Below are 17,434 nucleotides of genomic sequence, written 5' to 3' on the forward strand. Positions count from 1 at the left end.
GCGCCGACGCGGTAGGCCGTGCGGGACCCGCCCGGTAGGTCCTGGGTAAGGTCCACGGCGTGCCCAACCCAGAACATGTGGACCCGCCCGATCCACGTGTGCCGGAGCGACCGGACCAACCGGCCCGGCACCCGGTCGAGGCCGTGCTGTTCGACTTCCACGGCACCCTCGCCCAGGTGGAGGACCCGGTCGCGTGGGTGGTCGCCGCCGCGCTGGCCTGTGGTGCGCAGCTCGACCGGGGCAGGGCGACGGTGCTCGCCGACCGGCTGGTCACCGCCGGGCGCGCCGGCGGGCCGCTGCCCGTGCGGGTGCCGGTGCACCTGGCCGAGGTGTGGGCGGACCGCGATCTCTACCCGCACGCTCACCGGGCCGCGTACGTGGGCCTCGCCGCGACCGTCAACACCGACATCGAGGGGCTGGCCGACGCCCTCTACGAGCGGCTGCTGGGCGCGGACGGCTGGCAGCCCTACGCGGACACCGCGGAGACGCTCAAGGCCCTGCGCGCGGCCGGGGTGCCGGTGGCGGTCGTCAGCAACATCGGCTTCGACCTCCGGCCGCACTTCGCCGAGTGGGGGCTCACCGAGCTGGTCGACGCGTTCGTGCTCTCGTACGAGGTGGGTCGGGTCAAGCCGGACCCGGCGATCTTCCTGCGCGCGTGCGGCATGCTCGGCGTCGACCCGGAGCGGGCGCTGATGGTCGGCGACACGCCGGCCGACGCGGGTGCGGTGCGGGCGGGGCTGTCCGCGCTCGTCCTCCCCGCGGGTGACCCTGGTGCGGTCAACGGCCTGGCCGCCGCGGTGGCGCTCACCCGGCCGTAAGCACGCTCAGCGCTCCCGGCACGCACTCCACGGTCACCGGCAGCGGCGCGACCCGCTCGCCGTCGGCGTAGCCCACGATGCCGTCGGCGGCCAGCTCGACCCGGGTCGCCCGGTAGGTGTCGACGGCCGGGTGGCTCACGTGGGTGCCGGCGTAGATCCGCGGTTTGACCCGGACCAGGGTCGTGCGGCTGATCGGCCGCACCACGGTCAGGTCGAGCGTGCCGTCGGCCGGGTCGGCGTCCGGGCAGATCCGCATGCCGCCGCCGTAGCTGCCGGCGTTGGCCACGGCCACGAGGACGGCGTCCAGCTCGTGGACGACCCCGTCGAGCACCAGGCGGTAGCGGCGGGCCCGCAGCCGGGCGAGCTCGACGAGGATCGCCAGGTCGTACCGGATCGGGCCGCGCGGCCAGCGCATGCGGTTGCCGCGCTCGTTGACGATCGCGTCGAAGCCGGCGGCCAGCACACCGCCGAACCAGCGGAGCGTGCCGTCGCCGGCGGTGAGCCGGGCCAGGTCGAGCGTGCGCGTCCCGCCACCGCCGGCGAGGGCGGCGTCGATGCGGGCCAGCGCGGTGTGCGGGTCGGTGGTGAAACCGACCGCGGCGGAGAAGTCGTTGCCGGTGCCGGCCGGCACGATCGCCAACGGCACGCCCGTCCCGGCGAGGGCCTGCAGGGCCAGGTGGACGGTGCCGTCGCCGCCGACCACCACCAGGGCGCCCGCGCCGCCGGCCACGGCCTCCTGGGCGGCGCGCAGGGCCTCCGCCGCCGTCGTCGCGGACAGGGGCTCGACGGCGTGACCGTGTGCGCGGAGGTGGGCCAGCACGAACGGCAGGACGCCGCGGTGCCGGCCACGCCCCGCTCCGGGGTTGGCCAGCACCGCCAGCGGTCCGTCGATCTTCACGGCGGCACCCTACCCGCGGGCCGGGTGCCGCGATAGAGATCAGGTGATGTCGTCGTCGAAGCGCCGGTCGAGCGGCCGCGGCGCCGCCACCGGGGCGATCGACTCGATCGGTGCACCGGCCGCGACCGGCTCACGCTCGTCCTCGAGCTGCGACATCTCGTCGTCGTCGACCCCGGCGTAGATCTCCTTGCCGCGCCCCCGCCGCTTGTCGTTGACGAAGGCGATGCCGACGGCGCCGAAGTAGAGCGCGCTGAGACAGGCGCCGAGCGCCGTCATGCCGAACGGGTCGGGTGTCGGGGTGACCACCGCGGAGAACAGGAAGAACACGAAGACCGCGACCCGCCACCAGCCGAGCAGCCGCTTCGCGCTCGCGATGCCCACGAAGTTGAGCATCAGCACGATGAGCGGGAACTCGAACGCCACGCCGAAGATGAGCAGCATGTTGGTGACGAACGAGATGTAGCGGGTGACCTCGAGCTGTTGCTCGACGCCCGTCACGCCGGCCTCGAGCAGGAAGTGCATGCCCTTTGAGACGACGAAGAAGGCCAGCACGGCCCCGCCGATGAACAGCGGCGCCGCGAGCGCGACGAAGAAGTAGGCGTACTTGCGCTCGTTGCGGTGCAGGCCGGGCGCGATGAACGCCCAGAGCTGGTAGAGCCAGACCGGTGACGCGACGATCAGGCCGATCCAGAGCGCCAGCTTGAGCTTGAGCAGGAAGCCGTCGCCGACGCCGAGCTGGAGGAACTCCACCTCGGCGCACGGCTTGCCCGGGAACTGCGCACAGTAGGGCTGCTTGAGGATCTCGAAGACCGGCTGCGCCAGGAAGTAGCCGACGATGATGCCGACGAGCAGTGCCAGCGACGCCTTGAACAGCCGGTTGCGCAGCTCGCGGATGTGCTCGATCAGCGTCATCGAGCCGTCGGCGGCCCGCTGGAACTCGGTCGGGCCCTTACGACGCAGGGTGATGGCCATGACCGGACGACGTCTCGGTCGTCAGATCACGTCGCGGGTGCGCTGCACCGGGTCGACCACCGGCGGGTTCTGTGCCGCCGGCTGCTGCTGCACCTGCTGCGGGGGCAGCGGCTGCCGCGCGGCCTGGGCGTCGGCCTTCTCGGCCAGGTCGCCCTTGTCGTCGTCGACCAGCCCCTTGGTCTCCGCCTTGATGATGCGCAGGGAGCGGCCGAGGGAGCGGGCCGCGTCAGGGAGCCGCTTCGCGCCGAAGAGCAGAACCAGCACGACGACGAGTACGGCTATGTGCCACGGCTTGAGGGCGCCCATGGGAACTCCAAAGTCGATGAGTGTCGGGGTGACGTGCCCATCCTACGGGTGACTTTTGGCCACGCCACCCGCCGGTGGACCCCAATACCTGGTGAAGTCTGATGGACGGGCGGCGTCAGCTCGACATTTCGGGCTTCAGGCGCGACCGCGACCGGCCTTGATGACCGTGATCCGTTCCTGCGCGACCACGGCCCGTTGCTGGACCGCCTCGGCCTGCTCCTGGAGGACCGCCAGTTTGGCGCCGAGCTCCTCGGCTCGGGCCTGCCGGTCCTCGAGGCGGCGCAGCGCGCGGGCGAGCTCGGGCAGTCGGGCCAGCACCGGTCGCGCGGCCAGGGCCAGGATGAGCAGGCCGAGCACCGCCGCGCCGATCACGATCCAGAGCACCACGGCGGACAGCTTAGTGCGCCGGCGACGCGTACGCGTCGAGTGCGGCCGTCGCGGCGTCCCGGACCCGCTCGACCAGTTCCGGCGGCGACACGGCGGTCGCGTCCGGCCCGAGGCCGAGCACGAACCGCTGTGCCCAGGCCAGGTCGGTGACCCGCAGCGAGACGACCCACTCGTCGGAGTCGCGCCGGTCGGGCCGCACCTCCTCGCACGGGTAGTACTCGGTGATCCACCGGCCGCCGCGACCCACCTTGAGGGTGATCAGCGGCAGCTCGGCACCCGGGCTGAACACGCCGTCGCTGACGTCGTGCAGCTCGGCGGTCGGCGGCGGCACGGCCGGCTCGTCGAGCTCGACCAGCGCGTCGATCCGGTCCGCGCGGAACAGCCGGACCGCCTCGGCCCGGCGGCACCACGCCTCGACGTACGCCCGGCCCTCGACCATCAGCAGCCGGATCGGGTCGATCACCCGTTCGGTGGTCTCGTCGCGGGTCTGTGCGTAGTAGGTGATCCGCAGCGCGCGGCCCCGCTCGACCGCGCCGCGCAGGGTGCCGAGCCGGTCGTCACTGCCGGGCATGCGCACCGCCACCGGCGCGTCGGCGAGGTCGCCGGCCGCGTGCTCGATCTTGGCGAGCGCCCGCTCGATCGCGTCCCGGTTGGCCATGCCCGGCGTCTCGGCGAGCATCCGCAGCGCGACCACCAGCGCGAGCGCCTCGTCGGGGGTGAGCCGCAGCGGCCGGTCGATGCCGGCGTCGTAGGTGATCGTCACCCGGTCGCCGTCGAAGGCCATGTCGATCAGGTCGCCCGGGCCGTAGCCGGGCAGGCCGCAGACCCAGAGCAGCTCCAGGTCCTCGCGCAGCTGCCGCTGGGTCACGCCCAGGGCGGCGGCCGCCTCCGCCACCTCGATGCCCGGCCTGGCCAGCAGGTAGGGCACCAGGTTGAGTAGTCGGCCCAGTCGGTCAGCGCTCGGCCGGCCCCCACGGCCAAATGCCGAAGTCATGCCGGCACCGGGGTGACGTCGTGCCGGGAGGCGGTCTCCTTGAGTCGCTGGATCACCGCTTCGCGCACCTCGGGCGGCTCCAGCACCCGCACCTCGGGTCCGTAGCCGACGAGTTGGGTGGCGATGAAGTCGACGTCCGCGTACCGCAGGACCACCCGGTCGAACTCGGCGCCCGGCGTGGTCTCCTGCGCCCACCGGCGCAGACCGGCGGCGCGGCCCCTGCGGACGAGCACCGTGGTGCGCCCGGTGCGCTCGATCGGCCCGCTGAACCGGGCGACGTAGCTGATCAGGTCGAGGTCGCGGGGCGGCTCGTAGGCGCCGGGCCGCCCGGTCACCCGGACCCCGCCGACGACCCGGGAGAGCCGGAAGCACCGCGGCGCGGCGCGGTCGAGGTCGTGGCCCACCACGTACCACCGGCCCCGCCAGCACACCACGCCCCACGGCTGGAGCCGGCGGCTGGTCGCGGCGTCCTGCTCAGGCACCCGGTAGTCGAAGGCGACCGTGCGCCGGTCGCGGGCGGCCGCCGTCAGCGGCGCGAAGGTCGGGTCGACGCGGACGATCGGCTCGACGCCCAGGGTCGCCTGCGGGTCGACGTCGACGCCCGCGGCGCGCAGCTTGGCCAGCCCGGACGACGCCGCGGCGGCCAGGCCGGCGTGCTGCCAGAGCCGCCCGGCGATGCCCACGGCGGCGGCCTCGTCGGGCGCGAGCGGGATGTCGGGCAGGGCGTAGTCGCGGCGGGCGATGCGGTAGCCGGGCTCGGTGTCGAACGCGCTCGCGGCGCCGGTCTCCAGCGGGACGCCCAGCTCACGCAGCTCCGACTTGTCGCGTTCGAACTTGCGCTGGAACGCCTCGTGGTCCTTGGGATCCTCGGGGTCGTGCTCGTAGCCCGGCACGGTCGCGGCGATCTGCGCGGCGGTGAGGAACCGTCGCGTCGAGAGCAGGCAGATCACCAGGTTGACCAGGCGCTCGGTGCGGGTCCGCGACACTCCCAAGACGCTAGCAGTGTTGGTACGCATGTGCGCACACCCCGGCGGGGCATAGCCTTGCCATCGTGACCTCGGAACACCCGGGCGGCCCGGAGCGGCCATCGGACATGGACGACATCGATCTGGAAGGTGAACCCGAGGTACGGCACGCGGCGATTCCGGACCAGGACGACGCCCCGTCGGAGTCGGTCCTCACGGTCATCGTCGCCGGCCTGGCCAACCTGGCGATCGCGGCGGCCAAGTTCGTGGCCGGCCTGCTGACCGGCTCGGCCGCGATCCTCGCCGAGGCCGCGCACTCGCTGGCCGACACGACCACCGAGGTGCTGCTGTTCACGGCGTTGCGGCGCGGCGCGAAGGAGCCCGACGACCGTCACCCGTTCGGGTACGGCAAGGAGAGCTACGTCTGGGCGTTCATCGCCGCGTTGTTCACGTTCGTCGCCGGCGCGGGCTTCTCCATCGAACGCGGCGTCGAGACGATCCTGCACGGCGAGGACGCCGGCGACTTCCTCGTCGCGTACATCGTGCTGATCGTCTCGGCGGTCCTCGAGGCCATCTCGTTCTACCGCGCGCTGCGCCAGGTCCGCGGCGAGGCCACCCGCTGGCGCACCTCGCCGTTCCGCTTCCTGCGGGCCACACCGGACACCGCGGTCAAGGCGGTCTTCCTGGAGGACAGCGCCGCCCTGATCGGCCTCGCGCTGGCCGCCGGCGGCCTGGGCCTGACCGAGGCGACCGGCGACCCCGTCTGGGACGGCATCGCGTCGATCGGCATCGGTGTCCTGCTGCTGTTCGTGGCCGCCACGCTGTCGGTGGCCAACGTGTCGCTGCTGGTCGGCCGGGCGGTCCCGCGGCGGCTGCACCAGCGGCTGCGCGCGGAGCTGTCGGCCGTGCCCACCGTCGAGCGCGTCGACCAGTTGCTGACCATGCAACTCGGCCCCGAGGACGTGCTGGTGGCCGCCAAGGTCGACTTCGACGACGAGGCCACCGGCGCCGACATCGAGGCGGCTGCCGACGCCGCCGAGCGGCGGCTGATCAGCATCTACCCGTCGATCCGGTACGTGTTCCTGGATCCCACCCGCGGCCGCGCGGGACGCGGCGGCCCGGACCGGTAACCTTTCCTGCCATGGTCAGGTGGCGCAGCGGTGTGGTCGCGGAGGTGCGGCGCCGCTGGCGCGGCGCGGTCGAGCTGACGGTGACCGTCGACGGCGCGCCGACCCGGGCCCTTGCCTATCCCGAGCTGGTCGGCGAGCCCGAGCCCGGCGACCGGGTGCTGCTCAACGTCAACGCCCAGCTCATGGGCCTCGGCACCGGCGGATACGCGCTGGTCGTGGCGCTGCCCGACCGGCTGCCGCCGGACCCGCCGGGCACGGGCACCGACCGGGCCGGCGGCCACGTGGTCAAGGCCCGCTACACGCCGCTGCAGGCGATCGTCCGCGGCGTCGAGGAGCCCACGTCGCCGCACCACGCCGCGATCGCGGCCGCCGACACGCTGGCCGGGATGCCGGTGGTCACCGCCGACCTGCACTCGGCGCTGCCGGCCATCGTCGCCGGCATCCACGCCGACCATCCGCAGGCGCGGATCGCGTACGTGATGACCGACGGCGGCGCCCTGCCGGCCTGGTTCTCCCGCACGGTGGACGGGCTGCGCGACCGGCTGGCGGGCACCGTCACGGTCGGGCAGGCGTTCGGCGGCGACCTGGAGGCCGTCACCACGCACAGCGGGCTGCTGGCCGCCCGCTACGCGCTGGGCGCCGACGTCGCGGTGGTCACGCAGGGCCCCGGCAACCTGGGCGCGGGGCTGCCCTGGGCGTTCTCCGGTGTCGCGGTCGGCGAGGCGGTCAACGCGGCCGCCGCGCTCGGCGGGCGGGCCGTCGGCGCGCTGCGGATCTCCGACGCCGACCCGCGGGCACGGCACCAGGGGATCTCACATCACAGCCTGACCGCGTACGGGCGGGTCGCGCTCGCACCCTGCGACCTGCCGCTGCCGGACGGGCTGGCCGAGCCGCTGGCGGCGAAGGTGGAGGAGCAGATCGCGGACCTGTCGGTGCGGCACCGGATCGTCCGCGTGGCCACCGACGGCCTGGACGCGGCGCTGCGGGCCTCGCCCGTGCCGCTGTCGACGATGGGCCGGGCGCTGGACGCCGACCACGGCTATTTCCTGACGGCGGCCGCCGCGGGCCGGCACGCGGTGGGGCTAGCCGTTCAGGAAGACGATGAGCAGCCAGCCGGCCAGCACCGCGACCAGTAGGGCCGCCAGCACCCAGGTGGGCACCCTGTAGTCGCCGCGGCGGTTGCGCTCGATCTCGTCGCGCACCTTCTGCTGGCGCTTCTGCAGCCAGCCCTCGCGCATGAGCTCGGGCCGGGTCTCGGGCATGGACACGCCGGACGTGCGGGTGGCATCGGGCCACCCCTCCTGCGGGGCGCTGTCGCGTTGCTCGGGGAGCGTCATGGTGCCCCACAGCGTACCCGCGTGTCTCACATGCTGGCGATCAGCCGTTCCACCCGTTCGTCGTACGCGCGGAAGGGGTCCTTGCAGAGGACGGTGCGCTGCGCCTGGTCGTTGAGCTTGAGGTGCACCCAGTCGACGGTGAAGTCGCGCCGCTTCTCCTGCGCGTGCCGGATGAACTCGCCCCGCAGCCGCGCCCGCGTGGTCTGCGGCGGGGTCTCCTTGGCCTCGAAGATCTCCAGGTCGGTGGCGACCCGGTCGACCTGGCCGCGCTTTTCCATGAGCCCGTAGAGGCCGCGCCCGCGCCGGAGGTCGTGGTAGGCGAGGTCCATCTGCGCGATCCGGGGGTGCGACAGGGGGAGGTCGAACTTGTCCTGGTAGCGCTCGATCAGCCGGAGCTTGGTCACCCAGTCGATCTCGCGGGACACCGGCTCCAGGTCGCCGGTCTCGATCGCCTTGAGCACGCGGCCCCACAGCTCGACGACCCGCTTGGCGGTCTGGTCGCCGCCCCGGCGCTCGACGAACTCGGTGGCCTTGGCCAGGTATTCCTGCTGGATCTCGAGGCCGCTGATCTCCTTGTTGTTGGCGAGGCGGACCTTGCGGCGACCGGTCACGTCGTGCGAGACCTCGCGGATCGCCCGGATCGGGTTCTCCAGCGACAGGTCGCGCATGACCACGCCGGCCTCGATCATCCGCAGCACGATGTCGGCGCTGCCGACCTTGAGCAGCGTGGTGACCTCGTTCATGTTGCTGTCGCCGACGATCACGTGGAGGCGGCGGTAGCGCTCGGCGTCGGCGTGCGGCTCGTCGCGGGTGTTGATGATCGGCCGGGACCGGGTGGTCGCCGAGGAGACGCCCTCCCAGATGTGCTCGGCGCGCTGGGAGAGGCAGTAGACGGCGCCGCGCGGGGTCTGCAGCACCTTGCCGGCGCCGCAGATCAACTGGCGGGTGACCAGGAACGGGATCAGCACGTCGGCCAGGCGGCCGAACTCGCCGTGCCGGGACACCAGGTAGTTCTCGTGGCAGCCGTACGAGTTGCCGGCGGAGTCGGTGTTGTTCTTGAAGAGATAGATCTCGCCCGCGATGCCCTCGTCGTGCAGCCGCTTCTCGGCATCGACGAGCAGCCCCTCGAGGATCCGCTCACCGGCCCGGTCGTGCGCCACCAGGTCGGCGACGTTGTCGCACTCGGGGGTCGCGTATTCCGGGTGGGAGCCGACGTCGAGGTAGAGACGCGCGCCGTTGCGCAGGAAGACGTTGCTCGACCGACCCCAGGACACGACTCGGCGGAACAGGTAGCGGGCCACCTCGTCCGGCGACAACCGACGCTGCCCCCGGTAGGTGCAGGTGACCCCGTATTCGGTTTCGAGCCCGAAGATTCGCCGCTCCATAGCAAGACATTAGCCGGGAAACCCGGTCGGTGGTCAGTGCCGCGACGCGCCGTCATTCACCGGGTATTCTTGCCGCCCGATTCGTCGCCTTTGAGCCCTGACACGTAGCCGCGACACGCGTCATAGTCGGGCAGCAGCCCGGCCTCCCGTGCCGCCGCCAGTGACGGAGCGGCCTCGTCGCGGGCCGAGAGGATCGGCGCGTCGGCGGGCCAGTCGATGGCCAGGTCCGGGTCGAGCGGGTGCACGGTGTGCTCCCCCGCCGGGTGGTAGCCGGTCGAGCAGAGATAGGCCAGCGTCGCGTCGTCGGTCAGGGCGCAGAAGCCGTGCCCGAGCCCCTCCGGGATGTAGACGGCCCGCCGGTCGACGTCGTCGAGCCGGACGGCCTCCCAGCGGCCGAACGTCGGCGAGCCGACCCGCACGTCGACGACCACGTCGACCACCGCGCCGCGTACACAGGTGACCCATTTGGCCTGACCCGGCGGCACGTCGGCGAAGTGGACGCCGCGCACCACACCCCGGGCCGAGACCGACATGTTGGCCTGGGCGAGGGTGAACGGGTGGCCGGTCGCCGCCGCGAACGTCTCGGCCTTGAACCACTCCAGGAACAGCCCGCGCGGGTCGCCGTGCTGCTGCGGCGTGACCTCCAGGGCACCCTCGATGCCCAGCTCACGGATCTTCATGCCAGGGTCTTGCCCTTCTCCGCGAGGAGGCTCAACAGGTAGGTGCCGTAGCCGCTCTTGGTCAGCGGGGTCGCCAGGTCGCGCAGGGCGGCGTCGTCTATCAGGCCCGCCCGCCAGGCGACCTCCTCGACACAGCCGATCTTGAGACCCTGGCGTTCCTCGATCACGCGTACGTAGTCGGCGGCCTGCATCATCGACGTGAACGTGCCCGTGTCGAGCCAGGCGGTGCCCCGGTCGAGGACGGTGACGGTCAGCTCGCCCCACTCCCGGTAGGCCTCGTTGACCGCGGTGATCTCCAGCTCGCCCCGGTCGCTCGGCTTGAGCGCCTTGGCGATCTCCACGACGCGGTTGTCGTAGAAGTAGAGGCCGGGCACGGCGTACCGGGACTTAGGAACGGCGGGCTTCTCCTCGATCGAGAGCACCTTGCCGTCGGCGTCGAAGTCGACGACGCCGTACTCCCGGGGATTGGCCACCGGGTAGGCGAAGACGCGCCCGCCGACGATCCCGTTGGTGTCGGATAGCTGACGGCCCAGGCCGACGCCGTGGAAGATGTTGTCGCCCAGGATCAGCGCCACCGACTCGTCGCCGATGAACTCCTCGCCGAGCAGGAACGCCTGCGCGATGCCCTCGGGGCGGGGTTGCGCGACGTAGTCGAGCCGGAGGCCGAACCGGCTGCCGTCGCCGAGCAGCCGGCGGAATTGTGCCTGGTCATCGGGGGTGGTGATGATCAGGATCTCGTCGACGCCGGCCATCACGAGCGTTGACAGCGGGTAGTAGATCATCGGCTTGTCAAACACCGGCATGAGTTGCTTGGAGACGGCCATCGTGATCGGCCACAACCGGGAGCCCGTGCCGCCGGCCAGAAGAATCCCTCGCACGGGCGGCAGCCTATAGCCCCTGTGCCCGCGTTTGGATCGTCCGTCGCGCGGGCGTGTTCGGGCCGCGACGTCGCGTAGACTCCCGAAGCCGTGAGGATCCTCGTGACCGGCGGTGCCGGGTTCATCGGTTCGGAGTACGTCCGGATGCTGTTGACCCCGGGCGCGGGCCCTGACCTGGCCCCGAGCGCGGTGACCGTGCTCGACAAACTGACCTATTCGGGCAATCGCGCCAATCTGGCTCCGGTCGCCGACGACCCCCGGCTGCGCTTCGTGCACGGCGACATCTGCGACCCGGCGCTGGTCGACTCGGTGGTCCCCGGCCACGACGTGATCGTCCACTTCGCCGCCGAGTCACACGTCGACCGGTCGATCGCCGGTGCGACGCCGTTCGTGACCACCAACGTGGTCGGCACACAGACGCTGCTGGACGCGGCCCTGCGGCACGGGACGGGCCGGTTCGTGCACGTCTCCACCGACGAGGTCTACGGGTCGATCGCCGCCGGGTCGTGGACCGAGGAGTGGGCGCTCGCGCCGAACTCGCCGTACTCGGCCTCGAAGGCCGGCTCCGACCTGCTGGCGCTGGCCTACCACCGCACGCACGGCATGGACGTGGTGGTCACCCGGTGCTCCAACAACTACGGGCACTACCAGTACCCGGAGAAGGTCATCCCGCTGTTCGTGACCAACCTGCTCGACGGTGGCACCGTGCCCCTCTACGGCGACGGCGGCAACATCCGCGACTGGCTGCACGTGCACGACCACTGCGTCGGCATCGCGCTGGTGCAGGACAAGGGGCGGGCCGGCGAGGTCTACCACATCGGCGGCGGCACGGAGCTGACCAACAAGGAGCTGACCGGGCTGCTGCTGTCCGCGTGTGACGCGTCGTGGGACCGGGTCGTGCCGGTGGCGGACCGCAAGGGGCACGACCGGCGCTACTCACTGTCGATCGCGAAGATCCAGAACGAGCTCGGGTACGCGCCGAGCATCGACCTCGCGTCGGGGCTCGCGGCGACGGTGGACTGGTACCGCGCCAACCGGGCGTGGTGGGAGCCGCTGAAGGCTGCCCCGGCCCGATGACCAAGGTTCTGGTGACCGGCGCCGGCGGGATGCTGGGGTCCGACCTGGTCGCCGTGCTGTCCGACCTGCCGGCCTTCACGGTGACCGCGGCGCGGCGCACTGATCTTGACCTGCTCGATCCGGCCGCGGTTGCCGCTGCCGTGCCCGGGCACGACGTGGTGATCAACGCGGCGGCCTGGACGGACGTGGACGGCGCGGAGACGGCCGAGCCCGCGGCGACGGCCCTGAACGGGACCGCGGTGGCGTCGCTGGCGTCGGCGTGCGCGCTGGCCGGTGCGCGGCTCTTGCACGTGTCCACCGACTACGTGCTGTCCGGGGGGTCGTCCCCGTATCCGGAGTCCGCGGTGCCCGCGCCGGTCAACGCCTACGGCCGCAGCAAGCTGGTCGGTGAGCGGGCGGTGCTCGCGGCGTCCGGGTACGTCGTGCGGACCGCCTGGCTCTACGGGGAGCACGGACGGAACTTCGCGGCGACGATGCTGCGGCTCGCCGGGTCCCGTCCGACGGTCGAGGTGGTGGACGACCAGTGGGGGCAGCCGACGTGGTCGCGGGCGCTCGCCCGGCAACTGGTCGCGCTGGCTTCGTCCCCCTCGGCGCCGGCAGGTGTCTACCACGGGACGGCGTCGGGTGCGACGACCTGGTACGGCTTCGCGCGCTCCGTCTTCGAGCTGAACGGGCTGGACCCTGACCGGGTGCGGCCGACGACCAGTGCCGCGTTCGTACGGCCGGCCGTGCGGCCCGCGTACAGCGTGCTCGGTCATGATCGTTGGTCTTTGGCGGGTTTGCCGGCGTTGCCAGACTGGCGCACGTCGCTGGCGGCCGCGGTGGCGGCGGGAGCGGTCCGTGCTGGCTGAATATTGGCCCCTGCTCGCATTGCGTGTCCGGGTCGGCCCGGTCGAACTGCGCCCGCCGTCCGAGGCGGACCTGGCCGCACTGGCGGCGCTGGCGTTCGACGGGGTCCAGAAGCCGGGCACGCGCACGTTCCTGACGCCATGGACGGACCTGCCGCCGGCCGAACGGGCGCGGTGGGTGGTGCAGTCCACCTGGTCGGACTTCGGCGATTGGACGCCGGCTTCCTGGTCGCTGGGCCTCGCAGCCCTCCGCGACGGCGTGGTCGTGGGCATGCAGGCCCTGCGGGCGTCGTCGTTCGGGCAGCTACGCGAGGTGGGCACCTGGTCGTGGCTGGGCCTGTCCCATCAGGGTCGCGGCACGGGAACCCTGATGCGGCAGGCGGTGCTGCACCTGGCCTTCGAAGGCCTGGGCGCGGAACAGGCGGCCACAGCGTCCTTCGTGGACAATCCAGCACCGCTGGCGGTGTCGCACAAACTGGGCTACGAGAACGACGGCATCACCCGAGACCTCCTCCACAACGAAGTGGTCGTCTCCCAACGGCTGCGCCTGACCCGCGCCCGCTGGGCTTCCCTGGCCCGCCCCGAGGTCTCGGTCGTCGGCCTGGAGCCCTGCCTGCCACTCTTCGGCGCTGCCTGACTCAGAGCACCAGCGGCACGACCTCGGCGCTGGCCTGTCGGGGCCGCAGCAGGCGCACCGCTTCCCGCGCGTCGGCCTCCGTCAGGAACACGCCGACGACGCGGCGGCGGCCGTCGTCGGCCTCGATGACGACCACGTGTGCGGGGTGCTGCCGGTCCCGGCGCGCGTCCTCGTCGAGCCCGTCGGTGACCGCGCTCTCGACCTCGGCCCGGGACGCCTGGCCCAGCCCGCCGTCCAGGCCCCAGACGGGCTGGGTCGGCCAGACCCGGTCGGCTTCGGAGACCGGGTTGAACAGGCTCCGCTGGAGGCGGTCCAGCACGCCCTCCCGCCAGCCGAAGGCCCCGCAGACGACGTAGCCGTCGCCGGGAAGCGTCAGCACTCGCCCGCGTCCCTCGGTGGCGGCGGCGCTGACGACCAGGCCGTCGTAGCGCTCCTCGAGCCGCATCGCCGCGACCCGCTTGAAGAGCAGGTTGACGGTGGTTCCGCCGGCCGCGGCGGGCGGCGAGGTGAGCAGGAGTTGGCCGTGCGAGACCGTGTAGGCCTCCACGTGGAAGGCGCGGTCGCTGCGGAAGAGCTCCGCCCCGGGCTGGAAGTCGTGGTCGGCGCTGAGCCACCGATCGGCGATCACCCCGCGAGTATCCCCTTTGTCAGGAGGCCGGCGCGCCGCTCGCGGCCTTGCGGTCGTAGCCGTGGAACTTGGACCAGTCGCCCGCGTCCCAGGCCTCGCGGAGCCCGGGCGCGCTCAGGTCCCAGTCGGGCCGGACCTCGGCGGTCGCGGCTCGCAGATCGCGCCAGAGGTCGGCGATGGACGGTCGCCCCCAGAACCAGTAGCCGTTGTAGACGCTGTGCACGACCAGCCCCGGCTTGAGTACCAGCGTGTGCGGGATCATCGGGTTGTTCTCCGGGTCGGTGTACTCCTCGATGTCGAGGTCCTGCTGCACCGTCCGCTCCACGTCGGAGAGAAACGTCCACTGCGCACCCACCGAGGCCCGAAACTCCTGCAACGTATGGTGATCGTCGGTGGCGATGGTGACGATCTGCGTGTACGCGACCGCGATCTTCGGCTGCGCCGCCGCCAACTCGAGATGCTGCTGGTGTTCCTTGGGGCAGTAGTGACCACGGGCCAGCGTGAGAATCATCGGATCGTCGCCTTGGAGCTCGCTTAGCCGACGGACGGTGCTGGTGTGGTCAGGCAGGGCGTAATCCGGAAAGGTCCCGCCCGGAACAATGTCACTGCGCATACCCCAACGGTAAGCACGACCAGGGCGCGCCCCAGTGCCAAACAGCGATGCCCGCCGGGCTCACCTGGTGACCTTTTGGGCCCGCAATCCCCGACGCGGAAGGCGACAATTGGCTCGTCATCACGACGCGCCTACCAGGACGGTGACCGGATGGAGGTCCCTACTCTGACCGCCCTACTCCGCGAAGCCGAGGAACACCACGCCGCTTTCGAGGCGACGGCGCCGAAACACCAGTGGTCCGACTACTACGCCGCCTACATCGTCGCCCGCCAGAACGGCAGCTCCCCCGCAGACTCGGCCGAGGCCGCAGGCCGCCACATGGCCGACGTCCTCGGCTGACAACGGCCCGCGCGGCACCCCCACGGGGCAACCACCGAAGTCAACCGACGCAGCGCGCGGCGCGCCGCCGCTGACGCGGCCATCCCGCCTGGCTCTGCCCTGCCGCGCTCTGCCTGCCGCGCTCTGCCCTGGCGTGCCGCCCCGCCGCGCCGCACAGCGCCGCCCCCGCCGCGCCACCCCGCCCCGCTCCGCCCCGCCGCTCCGTGCCGCCGCTCCGCCCCGCCGCGCCGCCCCGCCCCGCTCCGCCGCCCCGCCCCGCTCCGCCCCCCGCGCCGCCCCGCCCCGCTCCGCCCCCCGCGCCGTGCCGCCGCTCCGCTCCGCCCCGCCGCGCCGTGCCGCCGCTCCGCTCCGCCGCGCCGTGCCGCCGCTCCGCTCCGCCGCGCCGTGTCGCGGCCCCGCGCCGTGCCGCCGCTCTGTGCTGCCGCGCCGTGCCGCCGCTCTGTGCCGCCGCCCAGCGCGGCGCTAGGCCGTCCGGGGTCGCGTCGGCCGCGCGGTCCTTCAAGAGGCGTCATCGCCCCGAGGGCAGCTCCCAACGACCAACCCGGTTCGCCCACCGGGCCAACGGATCGGAGGGTCGCCGCGCACACCCCCTAAGGCATCCTAGGATGAAGCTGGTTGCGCCTCGACCTCAGGACAACGCCAGTCCCGGCCCGCGGTGCGACGACGACGCCAGCGCCACGCCTGAACAGCGCCGCACACGCCCTAGCGGCGAGCTGCCGTCGCCAGATACGGCCGATCCCCGCTCCGCAGTATGCGGAGCAGGGATCCAGGGCGTTCGGGAGCGTTACTCCAGGTCGGCGGAGCCGGCCGACGACGTCGGCTTGTCCGGGCCCGGGGCCGGCGGCTTGGCCGCGCCCTCGGTGCCCTCCGCCGCCTTGTCGTCCGTCGGCTCCTTGCCGTTCTTCGGTGCCGCCGCTGCCGCGGCGCCGCCGTTGCCGTCCAGGATGTTCGTCAGGACCGGGCCGATCAGGCGCCGGAACGTGCGGCCGCGGCGGGCGCGGTCGAGGATGGCCACCTCGAGCTGGTTCGCGGCGATCGTGCGGGACGCTCCACCGTCACCGCCCACGCTGCTCAGGGCCTTGACCGCCAGTTTGACCGCGTCGGTAAGCGACATGTCGCTCTTGTGCGCGCCCTTGAGGACGTTGGCGATCGCCTCGGCCGAGCCGCCCATCGCCATGTAGCCCGGCTCGTCGTTGACCGAGCCGTCGTAGGCCAGGCGGTAGATCTGGTCCTCGGCCGGCGTCGGGCCGACCTCAGCCACGCAGATCTCGACCTCGAACGGCTTCTGCTGATCGCTGAAGATCGCACCAAGGGTCTGGGCATACGCGTTGGCCAGGGCCAGGCCCGTGACGTCGCGGCGGTCGTACGAGAGGCCGTCAAGATCTGCCTTGCGCACCCCCGCACGCCGCAGGTTTTCGAACTCGTTGTAGCGGCCCACCGCGGCGAAGCCGATGCGGTCGTAGATCTCGCTGATCTTGTGCAGCGAGCTCGACAGGTTTTCGGCGACGAAGAGGATGCCGCCGGCGTAGGTCAACGTCACCGCGCTCCGGCCGCGGGAGATGCCCTTGCGGGCCAGCTCCGAGCGGTCCCGCATGATCTGGTCGATGTTGGTGTAGAACTGCATCGCCACGGCGGCGGCTCCTAGCGGTGGTCGTGAACGTTGGACAAGGAACTCAGCCGCCCGGGTTCTCCAGGCGGCCCGACACCACGGCGTTGGCGATCGCCGCGGTCTCCTCGTCGGTCAGCCGGTGGGTGCCCTCGGCCGTCGCGGTCATCACGACCGGGAAGATCCGCCGGGCCATATCGGGGCCGCCGGTGGCGGTGTCGTCGTCGGCCGCGTCGTAGAGGGCCTCGACGGCGAGCCGGCTGGCGTCCTCGATCGAGAGGCCGGCCCGGAACCGCTTCTTGAGGGCCGCGTTCGCGAAGAGCGAGCCGGAGCCGATCGCGTCGTAACCCGCGCGCTCCTCGTAGGGGCCGCCCGTCACGTCGTAGCTGAAGATGCGGCCGGCGCGGGCCGGGTCGCTCGCCGACAGGTCGTAGCCGGCGAACAGCGGCACGACCGCGAGACCCTGCAGGGCCGCGCCAAGGTTGCCGCGGATCATCGCGGCCAGCCGGTTGGCCTTGCCGTCGAGCGAGAGCATCGCGCCCTCGATCTTCTCGTAGTGCTCCAGCTCGACCTGGAACAGCCGCATCAGCTCGATGCCGACGCCGGCGGTGCCGGCGATGCCGACCAGCGAGTATTCGTCGGCCGGGTGGACCTTCTCGATGTCGCGGCTGGCGATGAGGTTGCCCATCGTCGCCCGTCGGTCGCCGGCCATGACCACGCCGCCGGCGGCGGTGATCGCGACGATCGTGGTCGCGTGGGGTGCGACGTCGCCGCTGACGCCGGGCGGCAGGGGCCGGCGGCCGGGCAGGAGCTCGGGAGCCACCTGGCTCAGGAACTGCGTGAACGACGAGGTGCCCGCGCTCGTGAACGCGCCGGGAAGGCGCCCGGAAGGATCGAATCCCGCTGCCACGTGGTCCCTTTCAGATGTAGGCGCCG

General features: G+C 72.4%; 21 protein-coding genes. 7 read left to right on the forward strand and 14 right to left on the reverse strand.

The window, feature by feature from the left end; all coding sequences use genetic code 11:
- Positions 1-77: 77 nt before the first annotated feature.
- The gene (locus tag Air01nite_RS28830; RefSeq protein ID WP_239091039.1) at positions 78-818 is read left to right on the forward strand and encodes an HAD family hydrolase; all 741 of its coding nucleotides are present in this window, start codon (positions 78-80) and stop codon (positions 816-818) included.
- Here Air01nite_RS28830 and Air01nite_RS28835 read toward each other — a convergent pair.
- The 6 genes from Air01nite_RS28835 to Air01nite_RS28860 all read right to left on the reverse strand — a co-directional run bounded on the left by Air01nite_RS28835 (position 805) and on the right by Air01nite_RS28860 (position 5,361).
- Positions 805-1,716, reverse strand: coding sequence for a diacylglycerol kinase (locus Air01nite_RS28835; RefSeq protein WP_203706479.1), 912 nt, complete (start codon positions 1,714-1,716; stop codon positions 805-807). The genes Air01nite_RS28830 and Air01nite_RS28835 overlap by 14 nt on opposite strands.
- 39 nt (positions 1,717-1,755) lie before the next feature.
- Positions 1,756-2,688, reverse strand: a complete 933-nt coding sequence (gene tatC, locus Air01nite_RS28840) for a twin-arginine translocase subunit TatC (protein ID WP_203706480.1) — start codon at positions 2,686-2,688, stop codon at positions 1,756-1,758.
- 21 nt (positions 2,689-2,709) lie between these two features.
- The gene (gene tatA / locus Air01nite_RS28845; protein WP_203706481.1) at positions 2,710-2,994 is read right to left on the reverse strand and encodes a Sec-independent protein translocase subunit TatA; all 285 of its coding nucleotides are present in this window, start codon (positions 2,992-2,994) and stop codon (positions 2,710-2,712) included.
- Positions 2,995-3,129: 135 nt separating this feature from the next.
- The gene (locus Air01nite_RS28850; protein WP_203706482.1) at positions 3,130-3,381 is read right to left on the reverse strand and encodes a hypothetical protein; all 252 of its coding nucleotides are present in this window, start codon (positions 3,379-3,381) and stop codon (positions 3,130-3,132) included.
- Between the two features lie 10 nt (positions 3,382-3,391).
- Entirely contained in the window at positions 3,392-4,375 is a 984-nt protein-coding gene (locus tag Air01nite_RS28855; RefSeq protein WP_203706483.1) for a helix-turn-helix transcriptional regulator, read from the reverse strand.
- Positions 4,372-5,361, reverse strand: a complete 990-nt coding sequence (locus Air01nite_RS28860; RefSeq protein WP_203706484.1) for a helix-turn-helix transcriptional regulator — start codon at positions 5,359-5,361, stop codon at positions 4,372-4,374. The genes Air01nite_RS28855 and Air01nite_RS28860 overlap by 4 nt, the downstream gene beginning before the upstream one ends.
- A 65-nt stretch (positions 5,362-5,426) precedes the next feature.
- Between Air01nite_RS28860 and Air01nite_RS28865 the strand changes: the two genes are divergently transcribed.
- Together Air01nite_RS28865 and Air01nite_RS28870 are read left to right on the forward strand one after the other, a co-directional pair.
- Positions 5,427-6,470: a cation diffusion facilitator family transporter gene (locus tag Air01nite_RS28865; RefSeq protein ID WP_239091037.1), complete on the forward strand. Its 1,044-nt coding sequence runs from the start codon at positions 5,427-5,429 to the stop codon at positions 6,468-6,470.
- A gap of 11 nt (positions 6,471-6,481) precedes the next feature.
- Positions 6,482-7,606 (forward strand): DUF3866 family protein, encoded by a 1,125-nt coding sequence (locus Air01nite_RS28870; RefSeq protein ID WP_203706485.1) that lies wholly within the window; start codon positions 6,482-6,484, stop codon positions 7,604-7,606.
- Here Air01nite_RS28870 and Air01nite_RS28875 read toward each other — a convergent pair.
- From Air01nite_RS28875 to rfbA, 4 genes are all read right to left on the reverse strand, one after another.
- Complete coding sequence (locus Air01nite_RS28875; protein ID WP_203706509.1) at positions 7,553-7,732, reverse strand: hypothetical protein; 180 nt, start codon at positions 7,730-7,732, stop codon at positions 7,553-7,555. The two genes, Air01nite_RS28870 and Air01nite_RS28875, sit on opposite strands and share 54 nt — an antisense overlap.
- 101 nt (positions 7,733-7,833) lie before the next feature.
- On the reverse strand, positions 7,834-9,192 hold the full coding sequence (pafA, locus tag Air01nite_RS28880; RefSeq protein ID WP_203706486.1) for a Pup--protein ligase: 1,359 nt from the start codon (positions 9,190-9,192) through the stop codon (positions 7,834-7,836).
- 56 nt (positions 9,193-9,248) lie between these two features.
- The gene (gene rfbC / locus Air01nite_RS28885) at positions 9,249-9,872 is read right to left on the reverse strand and encodes a dTDP-4-dehydrorhamnose 3,5-epimerase (protein WP_203706487.1); all 624 of its coding nucleotides are present in this window, start codon (positions 9,870-9,872) and stop codon (positions 9,249-9,251) included.
- Positions 9,869-10,750 carry a glucose-1-phosphate thymidylyltransferase RfbA gene (rfbA, locus tag Air01nite_RS28890; RefSeq protein ID WP_203706488.1) on the reverse strand — a complete coding sequence of 294 codons (882 nt, stop codon included), beginning with the start codon at positions 10,748-10,750 and terminating at the stop codon, positions 9,869-9,871. The genes rfbC and rfbA overlap by 4 nt, the downstream gene beginning before the upstream one ends.
- 90 nt (positions 10,751-10,840) lie before the next feature.
- Between rfbA and rfbB the strand changes: the two genes are divergently transcribed.
- The 3 genes from rfbB to Air01nite_RS28905 are packed head-to-tail and all read left to right on the forward strand — an operon-like array spanning position 10,841 to position 13,312.
- On the forward strand, positions 10,841-11,827 hold the full coding sequence (gene rfbB, locus Air01nite_RS28895; RefSeq protein ID WP_203706489.1) for a dTDP-glucose 4,6-dehydratase: 987 nt from the start codon (positions 10,841-10,843) through the stop codon (positions 11,825-11,827).
- Entirely contained in the window at positions 11,824-12,678 is an 855-nt protein-coding gene (gene rfbD / locus Air01nite_RS28900; RefSeq protein ID WP_203706490.1) for a dTDP-4-dehydrorhamnose reductase, read from the forward strand. The genes rfbB and rfbD overlap by 4 nt, the downstream gene beginning before the upstream one ends.
- Positions 12,668-13,312, forward strand: a complete 645-nt coding sequence (locus Air01nite_RS28905) for a GNAT family N-acetyltransferase (RefSeq protein WP_239091038.1) — start codon at positions 12,668-12,670, stop codon at positions 13,310-13,312. The genes rfbD and Air01nite_RS28905 overlap by 11 nt, the downstream gene beginning before the upstream one ends.
- 1 nt (position 13,313) lies before the next feature.
- Here the strand turns inward: Air01nite_RS28905 and Air01nite_RS28910 are convergent, their stop codons facing one another.
- Together Air01nite_RS28910 and Air01nite_RS28915 are read right to left on the reverse strand one after the other, a co-directional pair.
- The gene (locus Air01nite_RS28910) at positions 13,314-13,940 is read right to left on the reverse strand and encodes a hypothetical protein (protein ID WP_203706492.1); all 627 of its coding nucleotides are present in this window, start codon (positions 13,938-13,940) and stop codon (positions 13,314-13,316) included.
- A 19-nt stretch (positions 13,941-13,959) separates the two neighbouring features.
- The gene (locus Air01nite_RS28915) at positions 13,960-14,553 is read right to left on the reverse strand and encodes a redoxin domain-containing protein (RefSeq protein ID WP_203706493.1); all 594 of its coding nucleotides are present in this window, start codon (positions 14,551-14,553) and stop codon (positions 13,960-13,962) included.
- 150 nt (positions 14,554-14,703) lie between these two features.
- Between Air01nite_RS28915 and Air01nite_RS28920 the strand changes: the two genes are divergently transcribed.
- Positions 14,704-14,892, forward strand: coding sequence for a bleomycin resistance protein (locus tag Air01nite_RS28920; RefSeq protein WP_203706494.1), 189 nt, complete (start codon positions 14,704-14,706; stop codon positions 14,890-14,892).
- A gap of 784 nt (positions 14,893-15,676) precedes the next feature.
- On the opposite strand, the gene prcA is transcribed toward Air01nite_RS28920, so the two are convergent.
- Together prcA and prcB are read right to left on the reverse strand one after the other, a co-directional pair.
- Positions 15,677-16,522, reverse strand: a complete 846-nt coding sequence (prcA, locus tag Air01nite_RS28925; RefSeq protein ID WP_203706495.1) for a proteasome subunit alpha — start codon at positions 16,520-16,522, stop codon at positions 15,677-15,679.
- A 43-nt stretch (positions 16,523-16,565) separates the two neighbouring features.
- Positions 16,566-17,408, reverse strand: a complete 843-nt coding sequence (gene prcB, locus Air01nite_RS28930) for a proteasome subunit beta (RefSeq protein WP_203706496.1) — start codon at positions 17,406-17,408, stop codon at positions 16,566-16,568.
- Positions 17,409-17,434: the final 26 nt, after the last annotated feature.

Source organism: Asanoa iriomotensis (assembly GCF_016862515.1).
Classification (GTDB): domain Bacteria; phylum Actinomycetota; class Actinomycetes; order Mycobacteriales; family Micromonosporaceae; genus Asanoa; species Asanoa iriomotensis.